General features: G+C 71.0%; 17 protein-coding genes and 1 pseudogene. 10 read left to right on the top strand and 8 right to left on the bottom strand.

Annotated elements, in window-relative coordinates; genetic code table 11:
- Positions 1–32: 32 nt before the first annotated feature.
- Complete coding sequence (locus CUT39_RS07110) at positions 33–1,190, top strand: WD40 repeat domain-containing protein (protein WP_100445259.1); 1,158 nt, start codon at positions 33–35, stop codon at positions 1,188–1,190.
- A 36-nt stretch (positions 1,191–1,226) separates the two neighbouring features.
- Here CUT39_RS07110 and CUT39_RS07115 read toward each other — a convergent pair whose 3' ends face one another.
- The gene (locus CUT39_RS07115) at positions 1,227–2,159 is read right to left on the bottom strand and encodes an aldo/keto reductase (protein WP_198586933.1); all 933 of its coding nucleotides are present in this window, start codon (positions 2,157–2,159) and stop codon (positions 1,227–1,229) included.
- Positions 2,160–2,422: 263 nt separating this feature from the next.
- Positions 2,423–3,313 (bottom strand): AraC family transcriptional regulator, encoded by an 891-nt coding sequence (locus CUT39_RS07120; protein WP_198586934.1) that lies wholly within the window; start codon positions 3,311–3,313, stop codon positions 2,423–2,425.
- Positions 3,314–3,394: 81 nt separating this feature from the next.
- Between CUT39_RS07120 and CUT39_RS07125 the strand changes: the two genes are divergently transcribed.
- A complete protein-coding gene (locus CUT39_RS07125) occupies positions 3,395–4,054 on the top strand; it encodes an NAD(P)H oxidoreductase (protein ID WP_100445262.1) in 660 nt (219 codons plus the stop codon).
- A 2-nt stretch (positions 4,055–4,056) separates the two neighbouring features.
- On the opposite strand, the gene radA is transcribed toward CUT39_RS07125, so the two are convergent.
- Positions 4,057–5,460 carry a DNA repair protein RadA gene (gene radA / locus CUT39_RS07130; protein ID WP_100445263.1) on the bottom strand — a complete coding sequence of 468 codons (1,404 nt, stop codon included), beginning with the start codon at positions 5,458–5,460 and terminating at the stop codon, positions 4,057–4,059.
- Positions 5,461–5,550: 90 nt separating this feature from the next.
- Here radA and CUT39_RS07135 point away from each other — a divergent pair, with 90 nt between their 5' ends.
- Complete coding sequence (locus CUT39_RS07135; protein WP_100445264.1) at positions 5,551–6,426, top strand: HAD family hydrolase; 876 nt, start codon at positions 5,551–5,553, stop codon at positions 6,424–6,426.
- A gap of 34 nt (positions 6,427–6,460) precedes the next feature.
- On the top strand, positions 6,461–7,483 hold the full coding sequence (locus tag CUT39_RS07140) for a LacI family DNA-binding transcriptional regulator (protein WP_100445265.1): 1,023 nt from the start codon (positions 6,461–6,463) through the stop codon (positions 7,481–7,483).
- Between the two features lie 394 nt (positions 7,484–7,877).
- Here CUT39_RS07140 and CUT39_RS07145 read toward each other — a convergent pair whose 3' ends face one another.
- The gene (locus tag CUT39_RS07145) at positions 7,878–8,171 is read right to left on the bottom strand and encodes a hypothetical protein (protein ID WP_157930526.1); all 294 of its coding nucleotides are present in this window, start codon (positions 8,169–8,171) and stop codon (positions 7,878–7,880) included.
- On the opposite strand from CUT39_RS07145, the gene CUT39_RS07150 reads away from it, so the two are divergent.
- Both CUT39_RS07150 and CUT39_RS07155 read left to right on the top strand, forming a co-directional pair.
- Complete coding sequence (locus CUT39_RS07150; RefSeq protein ID WP_100445267.1) at positions 8,170–8,526, top strand: ArsR/SmtB family transcription factor; 357 nt, start codon at positions 8,170–8,172, stop codon at positions 8,524–8,526. The two genes, CUT39_RS07145 and CUT39_RS07150, sit on opposite strands and share 2 nt — an antisense overlap.
- Positions 8,527–8,613: 87 nt before the next feature.
- Positions 8,614–9,474 carry a hypothetical protein gene (locus CUT39_RS07155; RefSeq protein WP_157930527.1) on the top strand — a complete coding sequence of 287 codons (861 nt, stop codon included), beginning with the start codon at positions 8,614–8,616 and terminating at the stop codon, positions 9,472–9,474.
- 6 nt (positions 9,475–9,480) lie between these two features.
- Here the strand turns inward: CUT39_RS07155 and CUT39_RS07160 are convergent, their stop codons facing one another.
- Positions 9,481–10,584, bottom strand: coding sequence for a hypothetical protein (locus CUT39_RS07160; protein ID WP_100445269.1), 1,104 nt, complete (start codon positions 10,582–10,584; stop codon positions 9,481–9,483).
- Between the two features lie 197 nt (positions 10,585–10,781).
- Here CUT39_RS07160 and CUT39_RS07165 point away from each other — a divergent pair, with 197 nt between their 5' ends.
- From CUT39_RS07165 to CUT39_RS07175, 3 genes are all read left to right on the top strand, one after another.
- A complete protein-coding gene (locus tag CUT39_RS07165; protein ID WP_198586935.1) occupies positions 10,782–11,756 on the top strand; it encodes a DUF368 domain-containing protein in 975 nt (324 codons plus the stop codon).
- Between the two features lie 375 nt (positions 11,757–12,131).
- A complete protein-coding gene (locus tag CUT39_RS07170) occupies positions 12,132–12,503 on the top strand; it encodes a hypothetical protein (RefSeq protein WP_157930528.1) in 372 nt (123 codons plus the stop codon).
- Between the two features lie 222 nt (positions 12,504–12,725).
- Positions 12,726–13,715 carry a chaplin gene (locus tag CUT39_RS07175; RefSeq protein WP_100445271.1) on the top strand — a complete coding sequence of 330 codons (990 nt, stop codon included), beginning with the start codon at positions 12,726–12,728 and terminating at the stop codon, positions 13,713–13,715.
- Between the two features lie 140 nt (positions 13,716–13,855).
- On the opposite strand, the pseudogene CUT39_RS21070 reads toward CUT39_RS07175, so the two are convergent.
- Positions 13,856–14,248 (bottom strand): annotated as a pseudogene (locus CUT39_RS21070) (SRPBCC family protein); the annotation flags it as partial.
- A gap of 33 nt (positions 14,249–14,281) precedes the next feature.
- A complete protein-coding gene (locus CUT39_RS07185; RefSeq protein WP_100445273.1) occupies positions 14,282–16,588 on the bottom strand; it encodes an Hsp70 family protein in 2,307 nt (768 codons plus the stop codon).
- A 107-nt stretch (positions 16,589–16,695) separates the two neighbouring features.
- Between CUT39_RS07185 and CUT39_RS07190 the strand changes: the two genes are divergently transcribed.
- Positions 16,696–19,773 carry a glycoside hydrolase family 3 protein gene (locus CUT39_RS07190; RefSeq protein WP_100445274.1) on the top strand — a complete coding sequence of 1,026 codons (3,078 nt, stop codon included), beginning with the start codon at positions 16,696–16,698 and terminating at the stop codon, positions 19,771–19,773.
- Between the two features lie 54 nt (positions 19,774–19,827).
- On the opposite strand, the gene CUT39_RS07195 is transcribed toward CUT39_RS07190, so the two are convergent.
- Positions 19,828–20,727, bottom strand: coding sequence for an RpnC/YadD family protein (locus CUT39_RS07195; RefSeq protein ID WP_100445275.1), 900 nt, complete (start codon positions 20,725–20,727; stop codon positions 19,828–19,830).
- Between the last annotated feature and the right edge of the window lie 52 nt (positions 20,728–20,779).

Genomic DNA, 20,779 nt, shown 5'->3' on the forward strand with positions numbered 1-20,779 from the left:
AGCCGACGACCGCACGAGAGGACCCGATTCGCATGGCACTCAACTCCCTCCGCAGGCCGGTCGCCGCCGCGACCGGTGTGGTGCTCGCCGGGGCGCTCGCCGCCTGCGGCGACGACCCGGCCGATGAAGCGACCATCGATCCGACCGGCGAGACCACCGGTGAATCCACCGGATCCGGCAGCGGAGCGGATCCGGCCGCAGCCTCCATGCGCGCCATCCCCTCCTTCGAAGACGCCGACCTGGACTCGCTCGGCGAGCAGATCGGCGAGACCTGGTCTCTCGGGATGGCCGGAGCCTCGGCGATGACCGTAGCCGAGCTCGACGGCACTCCGGTCGTGCTGTCCGGCACCCGCGACGGCGACGTCGAGATCTACGACCTCGACACCGGCGAAGAGGCCGCGCCGCCGCTGTCCGAGCACGAGAACGCCGTCACCGAACTCCACGCGGCCGAGGTCGACGGCGAGGTCGTGGTCATCTCCGTCGAAGTCGGACTGGCGCACGCTTGGGACCTCGCCTCGGGCGAGAATCTCGGCGAGATCGACCTGGGCGGCGACTACGACATCACCACCGTCACCGAATACCGGGGGCAGCCGGTGTTCGTCAACGCCGGCAAGGAGATCACCGTGACCGATCTGGCGACCCTCGACCCGATCGAGCACTACACCTACGACCTGGGACTCTCGGTCGGCTACGGCGACGTCATCGACATCGGCGAGCAGTCGGTACTGGTCGCCGCCAACGTCGTCGGCGGCGAGTACGGCGTCGGCGCCTGGGACCTCGGCACCGGATCCCTCTTCCACGACTACCCCATGTACGAGCACGAGGACCGAAGCGTCAGCGAGTTCGCCGTGGGCTACCTCGGCGAGACCGTCCTGGTGGTGTCCGGCGACTTCGGCGGCAACGCGGTCGCCTGGGACGTGGCCGCGAACCGGGAGTACGGCCCCGAGGTCAACATCGACGGCAGCACCGTCAAGGCGATGACGGTCGTCGAGATCGGCGGGACCCTGGTCGGTGCGGCAGGCACCCTCGACCGCACGATGGCGTTCTGGGACGTCGCCTCCGGCGAGATCCTGCTCGAGACCGACATGCCCGGACTCGGATTCGAACACATCGCCGTCTCCGAACTCGACGGACGGCCGGTGCTGGTCACCGCCGGCTCGGGCGAGGTCAATCGGTTCTGGCTCGGCTGAACCCGGACGCCCCGCAGGACGGTTCGATCGCTCCGATCAGATCGAGGCCTCCGGGGCGAGCGCGTCGAGCTCCTCCCACAGCGACGCGGGAATGTCGACGGCCATCAGGTCCAGCGACTCCCGCACCCGCTCGGGACGCGTGACGCCCACCACCGTCGAGTCCACCAGCGGCGAGCGCATGGAGAACTGCAGCGCCGCAGCGGCCGGCGGAACTCCGGCGCGTTCGCAGGCCGCCGCCATCGCGACCGCGCTCTCGCGGAAGGCGTCCTCGCGCACCCTGTAGGCGTACTTCGGCTGCGCCTCAGGCCCCTTCACCAGCATGCCTCCGCCGTACGGCGCGGCGTTCAGCACGCCGATGCCCTGCTCGCGCGCCTTCGCGTAGAGCGCCTCCGCGGAGCGGTTCAGCAGCGTGAAGCGGTTGTGGTTGAGCACCACGTCGAACTCGCCGGTGTCCAGGTAGCGCTCGCTCAGCTCGAGCGCGCCGGACGCCACCGCCAGGTGGTCGGCGACGCCGCCGTCCCGCAACTCGACGAGCGCTTCGAGCGCGCCTCCGGGCGCGAACCCGTCCTGCGACATGAACTCCGGGTCGTGGAGCGCGAGGATCGGCAGGTGGTCCACGCCGAGCCTCTCGAGGCTCTCCTCGACCGAGGCGCGGACGCGCGCCCCGGAGTAGTCCTTCGTGACCGGATCCGGATCGACCTTCGTCTGCAGGACGAAGCCTTCGGGCAGGCCGCCGAGTTTCCGGACGGCTGCGCCGACGCGCTGCTCGGCGATGCCGTAGCCGTTCGAGGTGTCGAGGAAGTTGACCGGGCTGTCGAACACCGCCTCGACGGTCGCGACGGCGCGTGCGTCGGCGCTGTCGAAATCACCGGGGTCTTCGAGTCGGCCGAGCGGACTCGTCCCGATGCACAGGGGCGTGACCTCGATGCCGGTGCGGCCGAGTTTCCGGCGTTCGTTCGGGATGCTCACATCGTCTCCTTCGGGGTGCGGTCGACCCTCGGGATCTGGCGTTGTACTGACATTGCCGACACGCATCCGTTCGGTTCGAAGTCGTCTGCGCGGGCATCGAAGCGCCACCGGGCGTTGCCGTAGGGGCATACGTTCCGGACGGGGCGGATGTGCTTCGACGCATGGTCTCCAGGGTAGGCGGGGCTCGGGGCCGAACGGCCCGCTACCGGGCGGCTGCCTTGAGCGGGACCGGCATGCGCGAGGAACGGCTCCGGGGCGGGCGCTCAGCCGTGTCGAGTCCGGAAGTCCCTCGGACTCATGCCCCGGTGCCGCTTGAAAGCCGTGCTGAAGGCGAACGGGTCGGAGTATCCGACCGCTGCGGCCACTTCCCGCACGCTCGGATTCGGATCCGACAGAAGCTCCTCGGCGAGGTCCATACGCCATTCGGTCAGATACCGCAGGGGCGCCTGGCCCATGGCCTCGGTGAATCGCCGAGCGAAGTACGCGCGGGAGACGTGCGCCTCCGCCGCCAGGGAACCGACGGTCCACGGTTCGGCGGGATACTGGTGGATGGTCTCGAGCGCAGGTCCGACGACCGGGTCGGTCACCGCCAGGTACCACGGTGGGGCCTCTCGGCCCTGCATGTCGAACCAGCAGCCCAGAGTGCAGACGAGCCCCCAGTCCAGCACGCGGTCGATCATGGCCTGGCCTCCGGCCCGGTCGCTGCGGCGCAGGGCGTCCTCGAGCGACTGGAGCCAGAGCACGTCGTCGGTCTCCTCGTGGAGCACCAGGGCCTGCGGCAGTGCTCGCAGCAGGCGCTCGTGGCCGGCCCGCGTGGACCGGTAGGCGCCCACGACCGCGGTGGTCCGCTCCTCGCCCTGGTCCGGCCACCGGTCGCCGAGGCGGGTGCCCTCACCGGTCCGCAGCGAATCCCCGGGGACGGCGGCGGCCAGTCGGAACGGCTCGGGGCCCTTGACCAGGGCGGTGTCGCCGGCGTTCATCACGTATTCGGAGCCGTCGCCGAGGATCACCGAGCCGCCGCCGACGACGAGCGTGAGCATGGTCAGCGAGGACTCGTGGGCGAAGCGGGTCGTCCACGACGGTTCCAGGGAGATCCGGCTCACCGACGCGCCCTCGGCGCGGATACCGCCGAGCATGTGACTCATGGGATCCACGCGCGCAAGAGTAGACGATGACCAAGGAACAGGTGGTCCTCGGCCATGGCCCGTCCAGCGAATCCGGACTGTACTGGATCCATGAGCGAACACACCGAAGACCGCGCCACCGATGCCGAACTCACCGCCCTGGTCGTCGTATCCCACCATCGCTCGGATGCGCTGACCGCGGCCGTGGCCGACCGGGCGGCGACGCGACTGGAGGCCGCCGGATACCGGATCGACCTCCTGAACCTCCACGCCGAGGGATTCGATCCCAGGAACAACGTTGCCGACGAGCCGGATTACGGCAACCGCGACAAGCGCTACTCCGAGGAGGTCCACGCTCAGGTCGACCGCGTCCACGCGGCCGATGTGATCGTCCCGGTCTTCCCGGTCTGGTGGTTCGGGCTGCCTGCCCTCCTCAAGGGATGGTTCGATCGGGTCTGGAACTACGGTCTGACCTACGGCCGGAGCAAGTCCCCGATGGCGGGAAAGCGGATGCTGTGGCTCGGCCTGGCCGGGCTCACTCAGGACGACCCGAACTCCGATCTGGTGATCACGCTCCTGGAAGGGCCGCTGAAGCGGGGGGTTTCGGAGTTCTGCGACGTACCGGACACCCATGTGGCCGCCCTGTTCGACAGTGAGGGTCAAGACCTCCAAGGGCAGGCCCGGGAGCGCCACTACCGCGAACTGTTCACCCGGACGGAAGAGGCGGTCGACAAGCTCCTCGCCGACCGTCGGGTCGCGGCATGCCGATAGGTTCAGCTTCGCCGGGCCCAGGACCGGGCCGCCGCCTGCTTGGCGTCGTTGATCGTCTCCACTTCGATCACCTCGATGCCCCGGTGCCGCTCGACCACCGAGCCGCGCGGCACGATCGCGGTCTTGAAACCCAGCCTCCCCGCCTCGGACAGCCGCCGGTCGGCGTTCACCGTCCGCCGCACCTGACCGGTCAGGCTCACCTCGCCGATCGCGACCAGGTCCGCGCTCACCGCGATCTCCTGCTCGGCGCTCACCAGCGCCAGCGCCAGCGCCAGATCCGAGGCCGGTTCGCGCACCCGGATGCCGCCGATGGTCGTCGCGTACACCTCGCGGTCCAGCAACCGCAGGCCGCCGCGTCGGGTGAGCACCGCCAGGACCATGTTCAGCCTGGCCTGGTCCAGCCCCGAGACCGTGTGCCGCGGCACTGCGCCGTCCTTGATGGACTTGCCCAGCAGGGCCTGCACCTCCACCGGCACCGCCCGGCGGCCCTCCATCGTCACCGTCACGCACGTCCCCGGCGTCGGCTCGCTCGGCGCGTCGTCCAGGAACAGCCCCGACGGGTCGGCCAGCGACACGATCCCGTCCTCGGTCATCTCGAAGCAGCCGACCTCGTCGGCCGGCCCGAAGCGGTTCTTCACCCCGCGCAGCAGCCGCAGCATCGAATGCCGGTCGCCCTCGAAGTGCACCACCGTGTCCACCAGGTGCTCCAGCGCCCGCGGCCCGGCGATGTTGCCGTCCTTGGTCACGTGACCGACCAGGACGACGGCCATGTCGCGGGACTTGGCCTCGGCGATGACCGCGCCGGCGACGCTCTTGATCTGCGTGACCCCGCCCGGGACGCCGTCGGCGTCGCCTGCGATGACCGTCTGGACGCTGTCGAGGATGAGCAGCGACGGCTTCACGTCGTCGACGTGCCCGAGCACCGCGGCCAGGTCGGTCTCGGAGGCCAGGTACAGCTCCTCGGACAGGCACTCGGTCCGGTCGGCCCGGCGGCGCACCTGCGAGGCCGACTCCTCGCCGGTCGCCACCAGCGCGCGGCCGTACCCGGCCTCGCCGAACCGGTGGGCCACCGCCAGCAGCAGCGTCGACTTGCCCACGCCCGGCTCCCCGGAGATGAGCGTGACCCCGCCGGGGACCAGCCCGCCGCCCATGACCCGGTCGAACTCGCCGATCCCGGTCGGCAGGCTCGCCGCCTGCTCGGCGGAGACCGAGCCGATCCGACGCGCCGGCGACGCGGGCCGGCGCGCGCTCGAGACGGGCGCCGCCGGACCGGCCGTCCGCCGCGGCGGGGCCGCGGACTCCTCCATCGAACCCCACTCCCCGCAGTCGGGGCACTGGCCGACCCATTTGGCGACGCGATGCCCGCATGCGGCGCAGGCGTAGGAGATCCGCTGGCTCTTCGGCATGGCGCAAGCCTACGGGCCGCGACCGACACCACCCGGAAGGCCGCTCGATAACCGGAGGTGGCGGTCGGCGGTTGCGCCTAGACTGGCGGCATGATCCCAGAGGAGCCGATCCATGGCTCGCCGGCACTCTCGCTCAAGCCGAATCCCGCCCCTTCGGCGCCCGAGGGCGAGGCCAAGGGGGCGGTCTTCTTCGATCTGGACAAGACCGTCATCGCCAAGGCGAGCACCCTCGCGTTCAGCCGCCCGCTCTACCGGGGCGGCCTGCTCGGCCGCCGCGACGTCCTGAAGGTCGCCTACTCGCACCTGGCGTTCCGGCTCGGAAGGTCCTCCGACGAGGAGCAGATGGCGCGCACCCGCGACTACGTCGCGGCCCTCTCCCGCGGCTGGCCCGCCGACCAGGTCCGGGAGATCGTCGAGGAGACCCTGCACGAGCTGATCGACCCGTTCGTCTACGCCGAGGCCGCCGCCCTCATAGAGGCGCACCGCTCCGCCGGCAGGGCGGTCGTGCTGGTCAGCGCCTCCGGCGAGGAGATGGTCGCGCCCATCGGCACGATGCTCGGGGTCACCGACGTCATCGCCACCCGGATGCTCATCGGCCCCGACGGCCGGTTCACCGGCGAGATCGGGTTCTACGCCGCCGGGCCGGCCAAGGCCGAGGCCATCAGGGAGTTCGCCTCCCGGCGCCGCATCGACCTGGAGGCGTCCTTCGCCTACTCCGACTCGATCACCGACGAGCCGATGCTGCGGGCGGTCGGTTTCCCGCGCGCGGTCAACCCCGACCGGGGCCTGCGGCGCCTGGCCGCCGAGGAGGGCTGGCCGCAATTGACCTTCCGACGCCCGGTCGAGCTCCGGCCCGCCCTGTCGGGGCCGAAGCGACTCAAGATCGCCGCGGCCGGAATCGGCGTTGCGGCTGTGGCGTATGTGGTATGGCGCGTATGGAGGGAACGGCGCTTCAGGACCGCCTGAGCAGCGCTTTCAGAGAGTCGGTAGCCTCAGCGAAATGGAACGTAAACAGCCGGCCCGACTGGCCGATGTCGCCCGAGCCGCCGGTGTCTCGGTGGCCACCGCCTCCCGCGTCCTCAACGGATCCCCTCACCGCGTGAGCGATCAGTTGAGCGAACGGGTGAGAGAGGCGGCACGCCGGTTGCGATACGCCCCCAACGTCGGGGCGCAGGTCCTGGCCCGGTCCACTTCGCAGACGGTCGCCCTGCTCCTGCACGACGTGACCGACCCCTACTTCGGCCAGATCGCGGGCGGCGTCCTCGCCGAGGCCGCCCGCCGCAACGTCCGGGTGCTCATCGCCGACACCGGCATCGACCCCGACTCGGAGGTGCAGCACCTCGATTCGCTGCGCGGCTACCGGCCCCGCGCGGTCATCGTCGCCGGCTCGCGAACCACCGACGAAGCGGCCGAGGGCCGGCTGGCCGACCACCTGTCCGACCTGCTCGAGCTCGGTGCGACCGTCGTCAGCGTCGGCCAGCCGGGGCTGCCGGGCCGGGTGGTGGGTCCCGCCAACCGCGAGGGCGCCGGCGCGCTGGCCCGGCATCTGGTCGGCATCGGCCACCGCGACTTCGCGGTGGTCTCGGGGCCGGAGAAGCTCCAGGTCGTCCGGGAGCGGCGCGACGGTTTCGCCGATGCGCTCCCGTCGGACGCGAAGCTCGTCCACGTCGCCTCGAAGTTCAGCCGGGACGGGGGCTATCAGGCGGGGCGCGAGCTGCTCGAGCGCGGCGAGCTGCCGACGGCGGTGTTCGTTACCAGCGACGTGCAGGCGACCGGCCTGTGCACGGCGCTGCGGGAGGGCGGGGTCCGGATCCCGGAAGAGGTGTCGGTGGCCGGCTTCGACGACATCCCGGTGGTGCGCGACCTGACCCCGTCGCTGACGACGGTGGCGCTGCCGCTCCACGACATGGGGGCCAAAGCGCTGGAGGCGGCCGTGGAGGAGGACGGTGAGTTCCCCGAGCAGCTCTCCATTGAAGCCGAGCTGATCGAGCGCGATTCCACCGCGCCGCCGCGCGTGCGGTAGTCGAAGGGGTGGATTGTTCCGGGGGGACGGGACCCATTCTTTGAACGGACTTTTCGATAGAACGGCCGCGCGCGGCGCGGCCGGAATGGCCGGGCGCCCGGAGTGACTCCGTCCGCGGGCGATTGCGCGGACCGGCCTCTCGGAGTCCGGTTTGCAGGGGACGGCCGGAGTTGTCGTTCTGGGTGTGAGTCGCGTCGTACTATTACAATACTCCTGTACGACTCGTTATGAGCCGGATGCTCTATGGAAAACATCCTATGGGGTTCTCTGCCGAGGTCCCTACGCTGCGGACCAGCGGATAGTTCTAGATAATGAGACGCACATCACCAACAGAGCGTGACTTCCATCTCACGGCGGCAACCGGTAAACGGTTAAATATTGGCGTGTATTGATATTAGCCCTGGTAGCTTCTCCACGGCCCGTCGAGAGTGGTCGAGTCGTGGAATTCCGGGCCGGCGGGATCGCTGGTCCAGGTGGCGACTGCGGCGTACTCTCGGTTGTGGATCAGGTAGGAGCCGTGGTGCAGCTCCCATTCGGATCCAAGGAACCGAACCTTTTGCGGGCCGGAAGTGTAGCCGTTACCGCCCGGCCACAACGCAAGGGCATATTCAGGGTTGGAACTGGATTGATGGCAGCGCGGCCAATCGTCCGGTCCCCGCCTGGAACCATCCGGAAGGAACGCGATCATGGTGCGAGTCACCGTTGAGGCCGAGACGCCCGTTTCGCCGGTCAGCGGAGAGACGCTCTCTTCTGCCGACGCCGAGCGCATCGCAGGTGTCCTAAAAGCACTTGCCGACCCGAACCGTCTCCAGCTCATCAGCCGTATCCAGGCCTCTCCCGATCAGGAAGCCTGCGTTGCGGACTTGACCGAGCCGCTGGGCCTGTCCCAGCCGACCGTCAGCCACCACCTGCGCATCCTGGTCGAGGCCGGGGTCGTCGAGCGCGACAAGCGCGGGGTGTGGGCCTACTTCCGCCTCGTCCCCGAAACGATGCGGATCGTCGCCGACCTGCTGACGCCGCCCAAGCGGCGCCGTCGACGCTGAACCGCCCCCGGCCGGTCGCCCCGGCCGGGGCGGATAACCGAATAGGCAGACCTCGACTCAGGTTGTGTCCGGCCATACACTGGTCGCATGACCGGCAGACACCGCAGACCGCACCGACTCTCCAAGGAGGGTCGGCGCCTTCTGGGCGGCGTCGCCTTGCTGGCCGTGTTCGGGCCGGTCACGGCCTATACGCTGAATGCCGCCATCGCGCACGTGCAATCGTGCGGGACCGAGACCACATTGACCGTGGCCGCCGCGCCCGAGCTGGCGCCGGTCCTGGAGGAGTTCGTCGACGCCGGAGGCGGCGCGCCCGAGAAGGGCTCCGACGTGTGCGCCGAGATCGACGTGACCGCCGCCGAAGGCACCGAGATCGACGAAGTCGACGCCGACGTGTGGATTCCCGAGACCGGGCTGTGGCTCCACATCCCCGAGCGGGATCTGGACGAGCAGTGGGACGTGCTCAACACCTCGACCGCCTCGAGCGCGGTCGGTCTCGCGCTGCCCGAGGGGGAGTCGACCGACCAGGTCACCCCCGACGGCGTCGAGGTGTCGCTGGAGAACCCCCGGGAGGACCCGGCGAGCCTGAAGTGGATGGTGCTGTTCGGCGTCACCGAGGACTCCGCCTCCGGGGCCTCCGACGACGCCTACGAGGTCATGTCGGCCGCACAGGTGCGGCGCCTGAACGAGCAGGAGGGCGCCGGGCTCCAGGAGCCGATCGGACCGGCCCAGGTGGGCCAGTTCGAATACCCGATGCTGATCGATGCCGACCTCGACGACGACCGCCGCGAGGCCGCGAACAACCTGCTGCGCTCCTACGGGCTGCCCGAGTACCCGGAAATACTGAGCGCCTCCGGCTTCGGCCCGTCGGTCCCCCAGCCCCCGGAGCAGTCGGCCTCGGCGGTCGAGGCCGTCCTCCAGGCCTGGGACGCCTACTCGTCGGGCGGCTGACGCCGGTCACTCCCGCGGCAGCGACCACGCCTGGTTGAACACGTCGTTGAGGACCGGCTGGACCTCGCCGGCCCGCTCCTGGTCGGCCTCGATCACCGCCGTCACGTGCAGCGTCTCCTCGCCGCCGGGCAGGAACACGCTCAGCGAGGCCTTCCACTCCCCGTACGGGGTCCGCACCGAGAAGGCGGCGTCCCCGTTCTCGAGCAACTGCATCGGCTGGTACGGGAGCTGCCGCCGCAGCTCCTCCCGAGCCGCCTCGCCGCAGTCGCCTTCGCACACCGACCACGCCACCAGCACCGTCGAGTCCCCGCCGGCGGAACTGCACTCGGTGGACGCCTCGTCCCGGGCGCACTCGTAGTCGGCCGGCGTCCGGAAGGCGAACGGCCAGCCCTCGTAGGCGACGACCTTCGTGTCCGCGGACTCGCCGAACGGCTCACCGGCCAGCGCGACGTCCGAGGCCTCCGGGTCCCACTCCGGGACCTGCGCCTCCTCCGCCGCCGCGTCCTCGGGGGCTTCCTCGCCGACCGCCGACTCGCGCTCGTCGGCCGCGGGAGCCGACGAGCCGTCGCCGTCGCCCGAGGCCAGCGCCGTCCAGATGATCCAACCGCCGACGACCAGCGCCGTCATCACCACCACGCTCGCGATCCCGATCAGGATCGGCCGCACCTGCGAGCGCCGCTTCGGAGGCGGGATCGCCACCGCCGGCGACATCGGAGGCGCCGAGGGCGGCCCGGCCGGGGACGCCGGTGCCTGCGGCCGGTGCGGGGCCGAACCGGCCGGCAGCGGCCCCGACGCCGGTCCGAGCGACAGCAGCCGTTCCATGATCCGGTCGGCGCCGCGCAGCCGCGGATCGCGCAGCACCACCACATAGGGCTGCTCGCCCTCGAGGTCGGCCACCAGGATCGGCGCGTCGTCCGGGCCGGCGGTCGCGTAGGCCCAGGCCACCGTGTCCGACAGCAGGCCGCGGCGGGCCGGGTCCCGGGCGGAGCTCGTGCCCAGTGTCAGGATGTGCACGGCCCGCCCGGTCTCGTCGACGCCTTCGCACAGCTCATAGGCGCCCTCGACACGAGCGGTCTCGACATCTTTGTACGGCCCGACCGTGCGACTCATCGAGCCCTCCCTCCACGCCGCCCTTGCGAGCAGTCATCCGGCCCCACGATGGGCGTGCGAGCCGTAAGTTCCGCGATTTACCACTAAGTATGGCCCGGCCCTGCACATGCGCGAACGCAAGGTGCCCGGGTTCGCGAGCGCGCATTACCACCCGTACGACCGAGGCGCCTCCGATGCGGGCCGACTAGGCTGGCGGCGTGACGATCTACCACAGCACCGACGACGGCCCGGTCCCGGTCGACCCCGCCTCCCGGGGCGGTCCGCGTCGGCGGACCTCGTGGCGCTCCGCCCCGTTCTCGGCCCTCCGCGGCGGCCTCATCGGCGCCGCCGAGGGCGTGCCGGGCGTCTCCGGCGGCACCATCGCCCTCGTGGTGGGCCTGTACGACCAGTTGATCGACGCCGCCGGGGAGCTGCTGCACGCCGCCCGCGCCCTCGTCTCCGGGCCGGTCAAGCGCCGGGGGTTCGGCCCGGGCCTGCGGGCACTCCAGGTCGTCGACTGGCCGCTGCTGGTTCCGGTGCTGGCCGGCATGGCCGTCGTGCTTCTGCTGACGCTGCAGACCGTCGCCCCGCTGCTGGAGTCGCACCCGGCCCCGATGCTGGGGCTGTTCTTCGGCATGATCGCCGTCTCGGTCGCCGTGCCCGTCCGCATGATGCCGCACCGGTTCCGCGTGCTCGATGTCGTGCTCCTTGTGGCCGCGGCGGCCGTGTCGTTCCTTCTCACCGGCCTGCCGGAGGCCGAGCTGTCCGACCCGCCGCTGTGGATGGTGTTCCTCGGCGCCGCGGTCGCCGTCAACGCCCTGGTGCTGCCGGGCGTGTCCGGTTCCTTCCTGCTGCTGGCCCTGGGCCTGTACGTGCCGGTCCAGCACGCCGTCGACGACCGGAACCTCGCCTTCATCGGGACTTTCGCTCTCGGCGCGATGATCGGACTGGGCTCGTTCGTCAAACTCCTCCAGTGGCTCCTCCACCACCGTCGACAAGCGACGATGGCGGTCCTGGCCGGGCTCCTGGCCGGATCGCTGCGCGCCCTGTGGCCCTGGCAGAGCGAGCAGAACGCGCTCCAGGCGCCCTCGGGTCCGGTGGCCGGCCCGATCCTGCTGGCGCTGTTGGGCGCCGCGCTGGTGCTCACCGCGATGGTCTGGGAGTCCAAGCGGCACAAGAAGGTAACTCTCTAGGGCAAACGGGTCCGAAAGTGTCGGGTCGGCGGCAAGGCACCGATGTTTTCGAATTTCTTCGCGTGCGGGCGTAACCGCTTCCGCATCTCCTCAGTTAGTCAGGGTGGCTGCGCGGCCAACGGTCCGCGGAGTCGGCGGCCGGAGGTGTCACCGGACCGCCAGCAGCGTGCACGGCCCTCGACCCGTCGTCGGCGTTCCAGTCGGCGCGGTTGCGGCTGAGGGCCGCCACCGGCGAGCGCGACGCGCCCCGGCTCGCTGCGACCGAACTGACAACTCACGAACTTGGTCCTCACGGTGCCTCGCGCTGCGCTGATTCCCCAGCCGCACCGCGGACGCCCGTGTGGTCTGAAGAAAGGCGACAGATAGCAGATGGAAATGCGCGCCATGCGTAAGGCGACCTTCGTCGGAGGGATCGCCACGGGGGCTCTGCTGTTCGCGGGGACGGCCGCCGAGGCCGCCGACGCCGAAGCCGACCAGGCCGATCTCGACGACGTCCAGGCGGCTCCCGAGCTCTTGGGGGGCCTGCCGAACCCGACCGGGGCGGTGCCCGGTCTGGACGGACTCCCGGTCGATTCGGCTCCGGGTCTGGATACTCTGGCCCCGAGCCAGACCGCTCCGGCTCCCGCCGACGCCCGGACCGACCAGACCGACATGCCCGCCGACCAGGGTGCCGCTCCGGCGGGCAGCCCGGTCGACGACCTGCTCGGAGACCTCGGCGGCGGCCTTCCGGTCCCGCTGCCCTTCTAGCGAGACGACCGCCTCGGCCTCGGACGGATCTCACCGTCGCTTCCGTCCCCGGCCGGCGGATCACGGTGAGCGGTACGGACCAGGACACGGGCCCGGTCCTGGGCGTCCCGCTCACCGGCACGAATCTCCACTCCAGTCCGAGGGTGCGCCCGCGGACCGGAGTCGGGGAGCTTCACGGGGGACACGTGATGCAACGACGAGAACCCTGAAAGGTGACGGTTCGTGAACAATTCATGGGCACGCAAGACTGCACAGAGCGGTGCTATCGCTGCGGGGGCTGTCCTCGTGGCCGGCGCCGGTACGGCGCACGCGGCCGGCGATGACATCACCACGTCCGACAACGTCGGCGCGGTCAACGGAAGCCAGGTGGTCGCCCCGGTGCAGGCGCCCGTCAACGTGTGCGGTGTCGCCGCCGCGGTCCTCGGGGCCGCGAACGCGGCCTGCGAGGGCGGCGCGGAGGCCACCAACGGCGGCGTCGGCGGCGACCTGACCACGCAGGACAACATCGGCCTGCTGAACGGCACCCAGGCGTACGCGCCGGTGCAGGTCCCGACCGAGATCAGCGGCAACGCCGCGGCCGTCGGCGGTGCGGCCGACGCCTGGTCGACCGGCGGCTCGAACGCCTCCATCGAGGAGGCCGGCTCGGGTTCGACGGTGACGAGCGAGCGGAACACCGGACTGCTCAACGGCAACCAGTTGCTGGCGCCGATCCAGGCGCCCATCAACGCCTGCGGCAACGCGCTGGCGATCGGAGGCGCGGCCGGCGCCGAATGCGAGGGCGGGGCTTCGGCCTCGAACGACGGTCCCGTGGAGGATCTGACCACGCAGGACAACACCGGACTCGGCAACGGCAACCAGGTCTACGCGCCGGTGCAGGCGCCGGTCAACGTGTGCGGCAACGCCATCGCGGTCCTCGGTGCCGCCGACGCCTCCTGCGAGGGCGGCGCCGACGCCGACATGCCCGGTGACGAGAGCGGTAGCCACAAGAAGCACAGCGGCTACCAGGAGTCGGACTCGGCCGAGTCCGCCGGCGCGGCGGGCGTCGAGGAGCAGCTCCCCGCGGGCGGCGTCCCCGGGCTCGACACCGTGACCGGCGCCGCCGACTCGGTGACCGGCGGCGTTCCGGTCGTCGGCGGGCTGCTCGACGGCGGTGCCGCCCCCGAGGGCGTCGTCGACGACGCTACCGGCCTGGTGGGAGCCGGCCTGCTGTAAACCACGGGGTCCAGCAAACGGGTCGGCGCCGCGGCGGATGCCGCGGCGCCGACCCGCGTCCGTAACCTGACCCGGTCGAGGAGCGCTGCGTTCATGGAGTCGAACTGCTCCTCGGTCTCGGCCACCAGGTCCGGCATCCACGGCACCAACAGGCCGGTGAAGCGCTCGCCGTGGACGAGCCTGGTGGTGCCGTCTTCTCTGGGTTCGAGCACCAAGTAGTGCTGGCCGACGAGCAGGCCGCCGGGGCCGGTCTTGGCGAGCAGGCGGATCTGCCGGGCCGGGGAGACCCGCAGGACGGTCGGGCGGAGCCGGACGGTCTTCCCGTCCTTCCGGGCGAGGGCCACTTCGAGCCGGTCCTGTTCGCCCAGTTGGCCGCTGATCTCGGTGATGAGCGGGTTCCACTCGCCGTAGGCGGGGAAGTCGGTCAGCACCGCCCACACCCGGTGGGCTGGAGCCGGGAGGTCGATCACGGTCTCGGCCGTCCGCTCCTGGCGCAGCGCCCAGATGCAGTAGCCGACCGCGACGGCCGCCACGATGATCAGGGCGATGATGAGGACAATCAAGGTTCAGCCTTCCTCGAGCTTCCAGAGCCGTACGGTCCCGTCGTCGTGACCGGTGATCGCGATCGTATCCCCGCGGTCGGTTCCGGCTGCCGCGCTCATCACCGGACTCGGATCGACCGAGTCGGTCCGGTCGAAGTCGGCGAGCGGTTCGCCGGTGGCGATGTCGGCGAGTTCGGCCCCGCTGTCGCCGCCGTAGGCGATGAGCGCGTGGCCGTCGCCGACGGTCACGGCCTCGGTGACGAGACGCGATCCGGTGTCGGGCTCCCATCCGGTGCTCCAGCCGAATTCGCCGGTCTCCAGGTTCCAGAAGTGGAAGTCGCCTTCCTTGAGCACCATGGCGTGCGGCGTGCCGCCGATCTTGACGACGCTGAGCGACTCGGGGGTGTCGCCGGAGTCCCAGTCGGTCGGAGGCTCGAACTCGACGTCGGCGACCTCGCCGGTTTCGGCGTCGTGGCGTACCAGTTCGCCCCCGGCGGTGACGGTGACGACGTCGATGGCGTCGTCGAAGACCGCGAAGTTCGAGTAGCCGTTGCCCTGCTCCTCGGTGAACTCGGCGCCATCGGTCAGCGGGGTCCGGTCCTCGAGGTCGAAGGCGCCGTAGCCGGCGTCGCTCATGGCCGCCAACGTGGCGTGGCCGTCGTAGGTACCGACCTTGAACCGCCGGATCGCGCTCGGGTCGGCGTCCTCGTCGGGTTCGAAGAGGGTCTCGAGGTCGGATTCGTCCGGGTGCCAGAAGTGGATCCCGAAGCGCGCGTCGATGATGACCACCCGCGGGTCGCCGTCGGAATGCTGCACGGCGGCCATGGTGAACACGGGGTATTCGAGTTCGACCTCGGCCTCGAGCGATCCCGTGTCCCACCGTTTGACGGTGCGGTCCTGGCCGGCGGTGAAGTACCGGCCGTCCGGGACGGTCACGACCGATCTGACCGCGCCCTCGTGGGCGGTCGCCTCGGTCTGCAGCTCGACCGAGACCGACGCGTTCACCGGTGTCCCGTCGCCGCCGTCGCCGCCGTCGCCGCCGTCGCCGTCGGGACGGAGGGACAGGATGAGTGAGGCGACGATGAGGATGTCGACCAGGACCACCGCCAGGACGATCCGCCTGGTGCGCCGTTTCTTCGCGGCCCGTTCGGCTGCGGAGGGCGGATCGGGCGGCGGCGTCGGGGTCGGCGGCAGCGAGCCCCCGGTCGGGCCGGTGGCGGCGTTCGGAACAACCGGCGGGGCCGGAGCGGGCGGCTGCGCCTCGGTCCACAGGACGCTGCCCTCGGCCACCACGACCTCGGGTTGGTCGAGGACGGTCGGAGCGACGCCGAGGGCGCGGTGCAGGACGGTCGCCACCAGCGGCATGCGACTGGCGCCGCCGACCAGGAACACGCCGGAGCCGCCGCCGAGGTCGAGTCCGGCCGCCTCGATCACCGCCCGCGTGACCCGGATCGTCCGCTCCAGGTGCGGGGCGGCGACCTGTTCGAGTTCGGCGCGGGTCAGGTGGGCGTCGACCTCCAGCAGCGGGATGGCGATGTCGACCTGCTGGTGGCGCGAGAGGCGCTCCTTGGCGCCGCGGATCTCCTCCCGGAACTCGCGGGAGCGGCGGCGCTCGGACGAGGTGGCCGGGCCGGTGAGGCGCGGCCAGGCCTCGTGCTCGCCGTACGTCCTTCCCAGGTGCTCGATGAGCGCGGCGTCGATGTCGAGGCCGCCCAGGTCGCCGCGGCCGTCGAGCGCGACCGTTTCGAAGCCGTTCGCGGTGCGGCGCACCACGCTCGCGTCGAAGGTTCCGGCGCCCAGGTCGTAGACCACGACGGACTGTCCGATGGAGATGTGGTGCTTGAGGGCGTCGGCGTAGTAGGTGGCGGCGGCGACCGGTTCGGGCACCAGTCGCACGCGGCCGAGCCCGCTCGCGGCGGCGGAGGCTTCGATGACGCGGCGGCGGGTCGGGCCCCACACGGCCGGGACGGTGATCGTCACCTGCCGGGGCGGTCCGACCACGCGGCGGCATTCGTCGGCGACCGCGTGCAGCACCGCGGCGATCAAGTCCACGACCCGGTACTCGTCGTCGCCCAGCAGGATCGAGCCGCGGTCGATGAGCCGCTTGGGGTTCGGTTCGAACCGCTCGGGGTGGCGGCGTCCGCTGTGGAGGGCGTCGTTGCCCACCAGCAGGCCGCCGTCGGGCCCGGCGCACACGGCCGACGGCATGAGCGGGGCACCGTCGAACAGCAGCGGCCGGACGCTGCCGTCGGGTCGCCGGACCACCGCGATGGTGTGGGAGGTGCCGAAGTCGATGCCCAGGGCGGGGAGCGGGGTTGGGGGGCGGAGCATGGGAGCGATGGTAGCGGTCGGGGGCGAGGCCCCGATTCCCACTTGAATTTGTCGGGTCGTACGTCGTAATGTTCGGAGGCCACTGACACCCCACCGAACGGAAGACCATGGCCGAACCGACCTACCTCGACCCCGCCCGGCCCACCGCCGAACGCGTCGAAGCGATCCTCGCCCTCATGTCGGACGAGCAGAAGCTCCACTGCTTCGGCGGCATCCCCGAGGGCCTGACCCTCGCCGACGGCTACGAGCTCCCGGCTTTCCAGAACCGCTTCGCCGAAGTCCTGCACGGCTCCGGGCACCACCGCAACGCCACCCTGTTCCCGCAGGCGATCGGCCTCGGTGCCACCTGGGACGCCGAACTGCTCGAACGGATCGGCGAGGTCGTCTCCCACGAGATGCGCTCCCGCGACCCCGAGGCCCTGGCCGCCTTCGGGCCGGTCGCCGACATCCGGTCCAACCCCCTGGCCGGCCGCTACGAAGAGGGCTTCGGCGAGGACCCCCTGCACGTCGGCGCGATGGCGACCGCCTACGCCCGCGGCCTGCGCGGCCCCCACCCCGAGTACGTGCGCGTGCTGCCGCAGATGAAGCACTTCCTCGGCTACTGCCACGAATGGCACCGCCACCGCACCTCGTCGTCGATGAGCGTGCGCGCGCTGCACGAATACCAGGCCGTGCCCTACCGCAAACCGGTCGAGGCCGGCGCGGTCGGCGGAGCGATGACCGCCTACAACCTCGTCAACGGCGTACCGGCGATCATCGGACCCATGATGGACACGCTGCGGCGCGAATGGGCGCCGGACGGGTTCATGTTCCTGCCCGACGGCTGGGACGCGGTCAACCTCAACACCACCAAGGGCGCACCGTTCGACACCTGGGAGACGCCCGAGGCACGCGACGTGCCCTATCCTGCGGCTCTGGCGGCCGAGGAGGGCCGCCGGATCGACGCCGACGAGATCCTGGTCTACGCCTCGGGACTGATGCTCAAGGCGGGACAGACGAACTTCCGCGACGGCTCCGAACTGCCGCTGGGCGAGAAGGCCGCCGAGGCGGTCCGGCGCGGCCTGTTCGGACTGACCTCGGCCGACGCCGAACGGGTCGCGCGCGACTGGCTGATGTTCCTGGTGCGGACCGGCCTCCTCGACGGCGACGCCTGCCCGTACAACCGGATCGAGGTGACCGACGCCCCGCACGACCGACCCGAGTCCCGCGAGCTCGCACTCCGGGCCGCCCGGGAACAGCTCGTGCTCCTGCGCAACGAGGACCTGCTCCCGCTCCCGGACGGTTCCGGCGTCGCCGTCCTCGGAGCGCTGTCCGATGTGAACCTGCGCGACTACTACAGCCCCCTGGTCGACGACCGCGTCACCCCGCTCCAGGCGATCCGCGACCGCATCGGCGCCGGCAACGTGACCCACCACCGCGGCAACGACCGGATCGCCTGGCGGGCCGGCGACCACTACGTCGCCCCGGCCGCCGATGGGACGCTCGCGGCCCGCGCCGGATCGATCGGCCGCGACGAGACCTTCGAGGTCTACGACTGGGCCCACGACCAGTACATGTTCCGCAACGTCGGCACCGGGAAGTTCGTGACCGGCGACATCCTCGAGCACGGCGACGGCCCGGCGAGCTTCACCAACCAGGCCGGCGCCGCCGGCGGCGACACCCGGCCGGTCCTGGTCGCCGCCGACGACGAGATGGTCGACGCGCACGCCTGGTTCACCTTCCAGAACTTCCACTACCGCCACGTGGGCGACCGAATCTCCATGTTCGGGCTCAACCACGTCGAGGCCGACATCACGCCCGCCGACGCCTTCCACGTCGGCCTCGCCGAGGACGGGACGCTCCCGCTCGCCAAGGGGCGGCCCGAGACGCCGCTCACCGAGACCCTGGTCGAAGACGGCCCGGCCGCGGCCGCCGCGATCGCGGGCGAGGCCGACTACGCGGTCGTGGTGGTCGGCAACCACCCGTTGATGAACGCCCGCGAGTGCTTCGACCGCCCCGGCCTCGACCTCGCCCCGCGCCAGGCCGACCTGGTTCGCGAGACCGCCGCCGCCAAGCCCGGCCGGACGGTCGTGGTGGTGGTCTCGTCCTACCCGCTGGCGATCGGCGAGGCCGCCGACGACCCGAACGTGGCCGCGATCGTGTACACCTCCCACGCCGGCCAGGCGGCGGGCACCGCGATCGCCGAGGCCCTGTTCGGCGACCACTCCCCGGCCGGGCGGCTCACCGCGACCTGGCCGGCCGACCTCGAGTCGCTCCCGAAACCCGGCGCCGAGACCGAGGAATTCCGCGTCGACCAGGCGGACATGCTCGAGTACGACGTGATCGCCGCAGGCCTGACCTACCGCTACTCGGCGGCCGAGCCGCTCTTCCCGTTCGGCCACGGGCTGACCTACACCACCTTCGAGTACGGCGGCCTCGAGGTGCCGCGGCAGGCGTCCGCCGCCGAGCCGTTCGCCGTGTCGTTCGACCTGACCAACACCGGGGAGCGGACCTCGGACGAGGTGGCGCTGGTGTACGCCCGCTCGCTCGATTCGGCCTACGGCGAGCGCGTCCCGCGGCGGCAACTGGCCGGCTTCCGGCGGGTCAGGGGCGTCGCCCCCGGCGAGACCCGCCGCGTGTCGATCGAGGTCGACCCCGACGACCTGTTCGTCTGGGACGTCGTCTCCGGGAAGCGGGTCGTCGAGACCGGCCGCTACGCGTTCTTCGCGGGCGCCGAGGGCCCGGAGGCGGTCGTGGCGATCGAAGGCGAGACGATCGGCGAGCTCGACCTGTCCTCGACGCGCAACATCTGGGAGCGGGCGACGATCGCCCAGGGCGTGACCTACTGGGAGGTCTCCAAGCTCAACACCCTCGCGCGCGAGGGCGGATACCACTCGGTCGGCTCGCGGCGACGCGGCGACTTCGTGGGCTTCACGAAGGTGAACCTGGAGGGCGCGACCGCGGTCGTGCTCCGCGCGGCCACCAGCGCCGCCGAATGGGCCGACCTGGCCGATCCGGTGGTGGAGGTCCGGCGGGGCGCGCCGGACGGCGAACTCCTCGGGCGGGCGGCGGTCCCCGTCACCGGCGACCTGCAGCGGTTCGAAGAGGTCGAGGCCCCGCTGACCGGTGCCGCCGGCGTCGACGACCTCTACCTGCGCTTCCGGGCCGGAGGCATCTACCTCGACTCCATCCGTCTCCGCCGCTAGTACGGGAAGGGCCGGTGCGCCTCCGGCGCACCGGCCCTCGGCAGGCTCGGGCGACTATGGGTGGAAGATGCTCGCTTCAGAACCCTTTGCCAGGAACTCGGTGATCCAGGCGTCGAGCTGCTCAAGATCGTCGCAGGCCTCGATGCGCTTGCGCTGCGCCTCGGCGGTGCGGTCGGAGGAGGTCTCGATCATCCTGAGCAGGACGCTGCGGGCGTGCTCAACCGCGCCTTCTTCCCGGCCTTCCTGTCGGCCCTCCTGCCGGCCCTCCGTGCGGAGGCGGTCGCTGTATTCCGAGTGATAGGGCCTTGACTTGGTTTGCATGAGTTCCTCCAGCATCCTGGCGGGCGCCTCGGCCAGCGCCGTGAGCAAGAACTTGGCGTAGTCGGCGGCTCGCCCTGCTTCGATGGTACCGAGGCGCTGGTCGAGTGTCGATATGAACGACTCGGGTGCGCGAGTCCGTGGTCTCTTGCAGATCGCGGCCACCACGACCGCACCCCCGACACTGGGTACCGAGTCCGGGTCGATGAGATCGGGGAAATCCGATGGGCCGAGGGCGTGCACCATCATGGTGTTCCCAGGGCCGAGGTACACCCCTTTCCGGTAGCGCATCGCCAGCGAGTCCTCGCTGCAGATGAGCACCAGTTCCACCGGTATCCGATGATCCTCGAACGCACGGGTCATATACCCGGGGAGGCGGTAATACTTCTCGTCCTTCCATGAGTTCTGCGCCTCGCAGATGACGATCCGGTCCGATTCGTTCGGCAGCGACAGCCGAACCACGGCGTCGGCCCGACGCTCAGTGGGCCCGGGCGAGCCGACCGACTCACTGCGGGTCTCGGCGCCGTTGCAGACGTGGGCCCGGCGGTCCAAGTCCGCGAGGTCGAGCAACCAAGCGGCGGTGCGAGGCTCGTCCCGGATCGCCATTGCGATGAGTTCGTGGGCGTCTCCCGGCATCAGGGGTCCCTTCGTGACAGGTGTTCCTCCTGTCAAAACGAGTGGGTGACCT

The sequence above is a fragment of the Glycomyces xiaoerkulensis genome (assembly GCF_002798405.1).
Lineage (GTDB): Bacteria > Actinomycetota > Actinomycetes > Mycobacteriales > Micromonosporaceae > Glycomyces > Glycomyces xiaoerkulensis.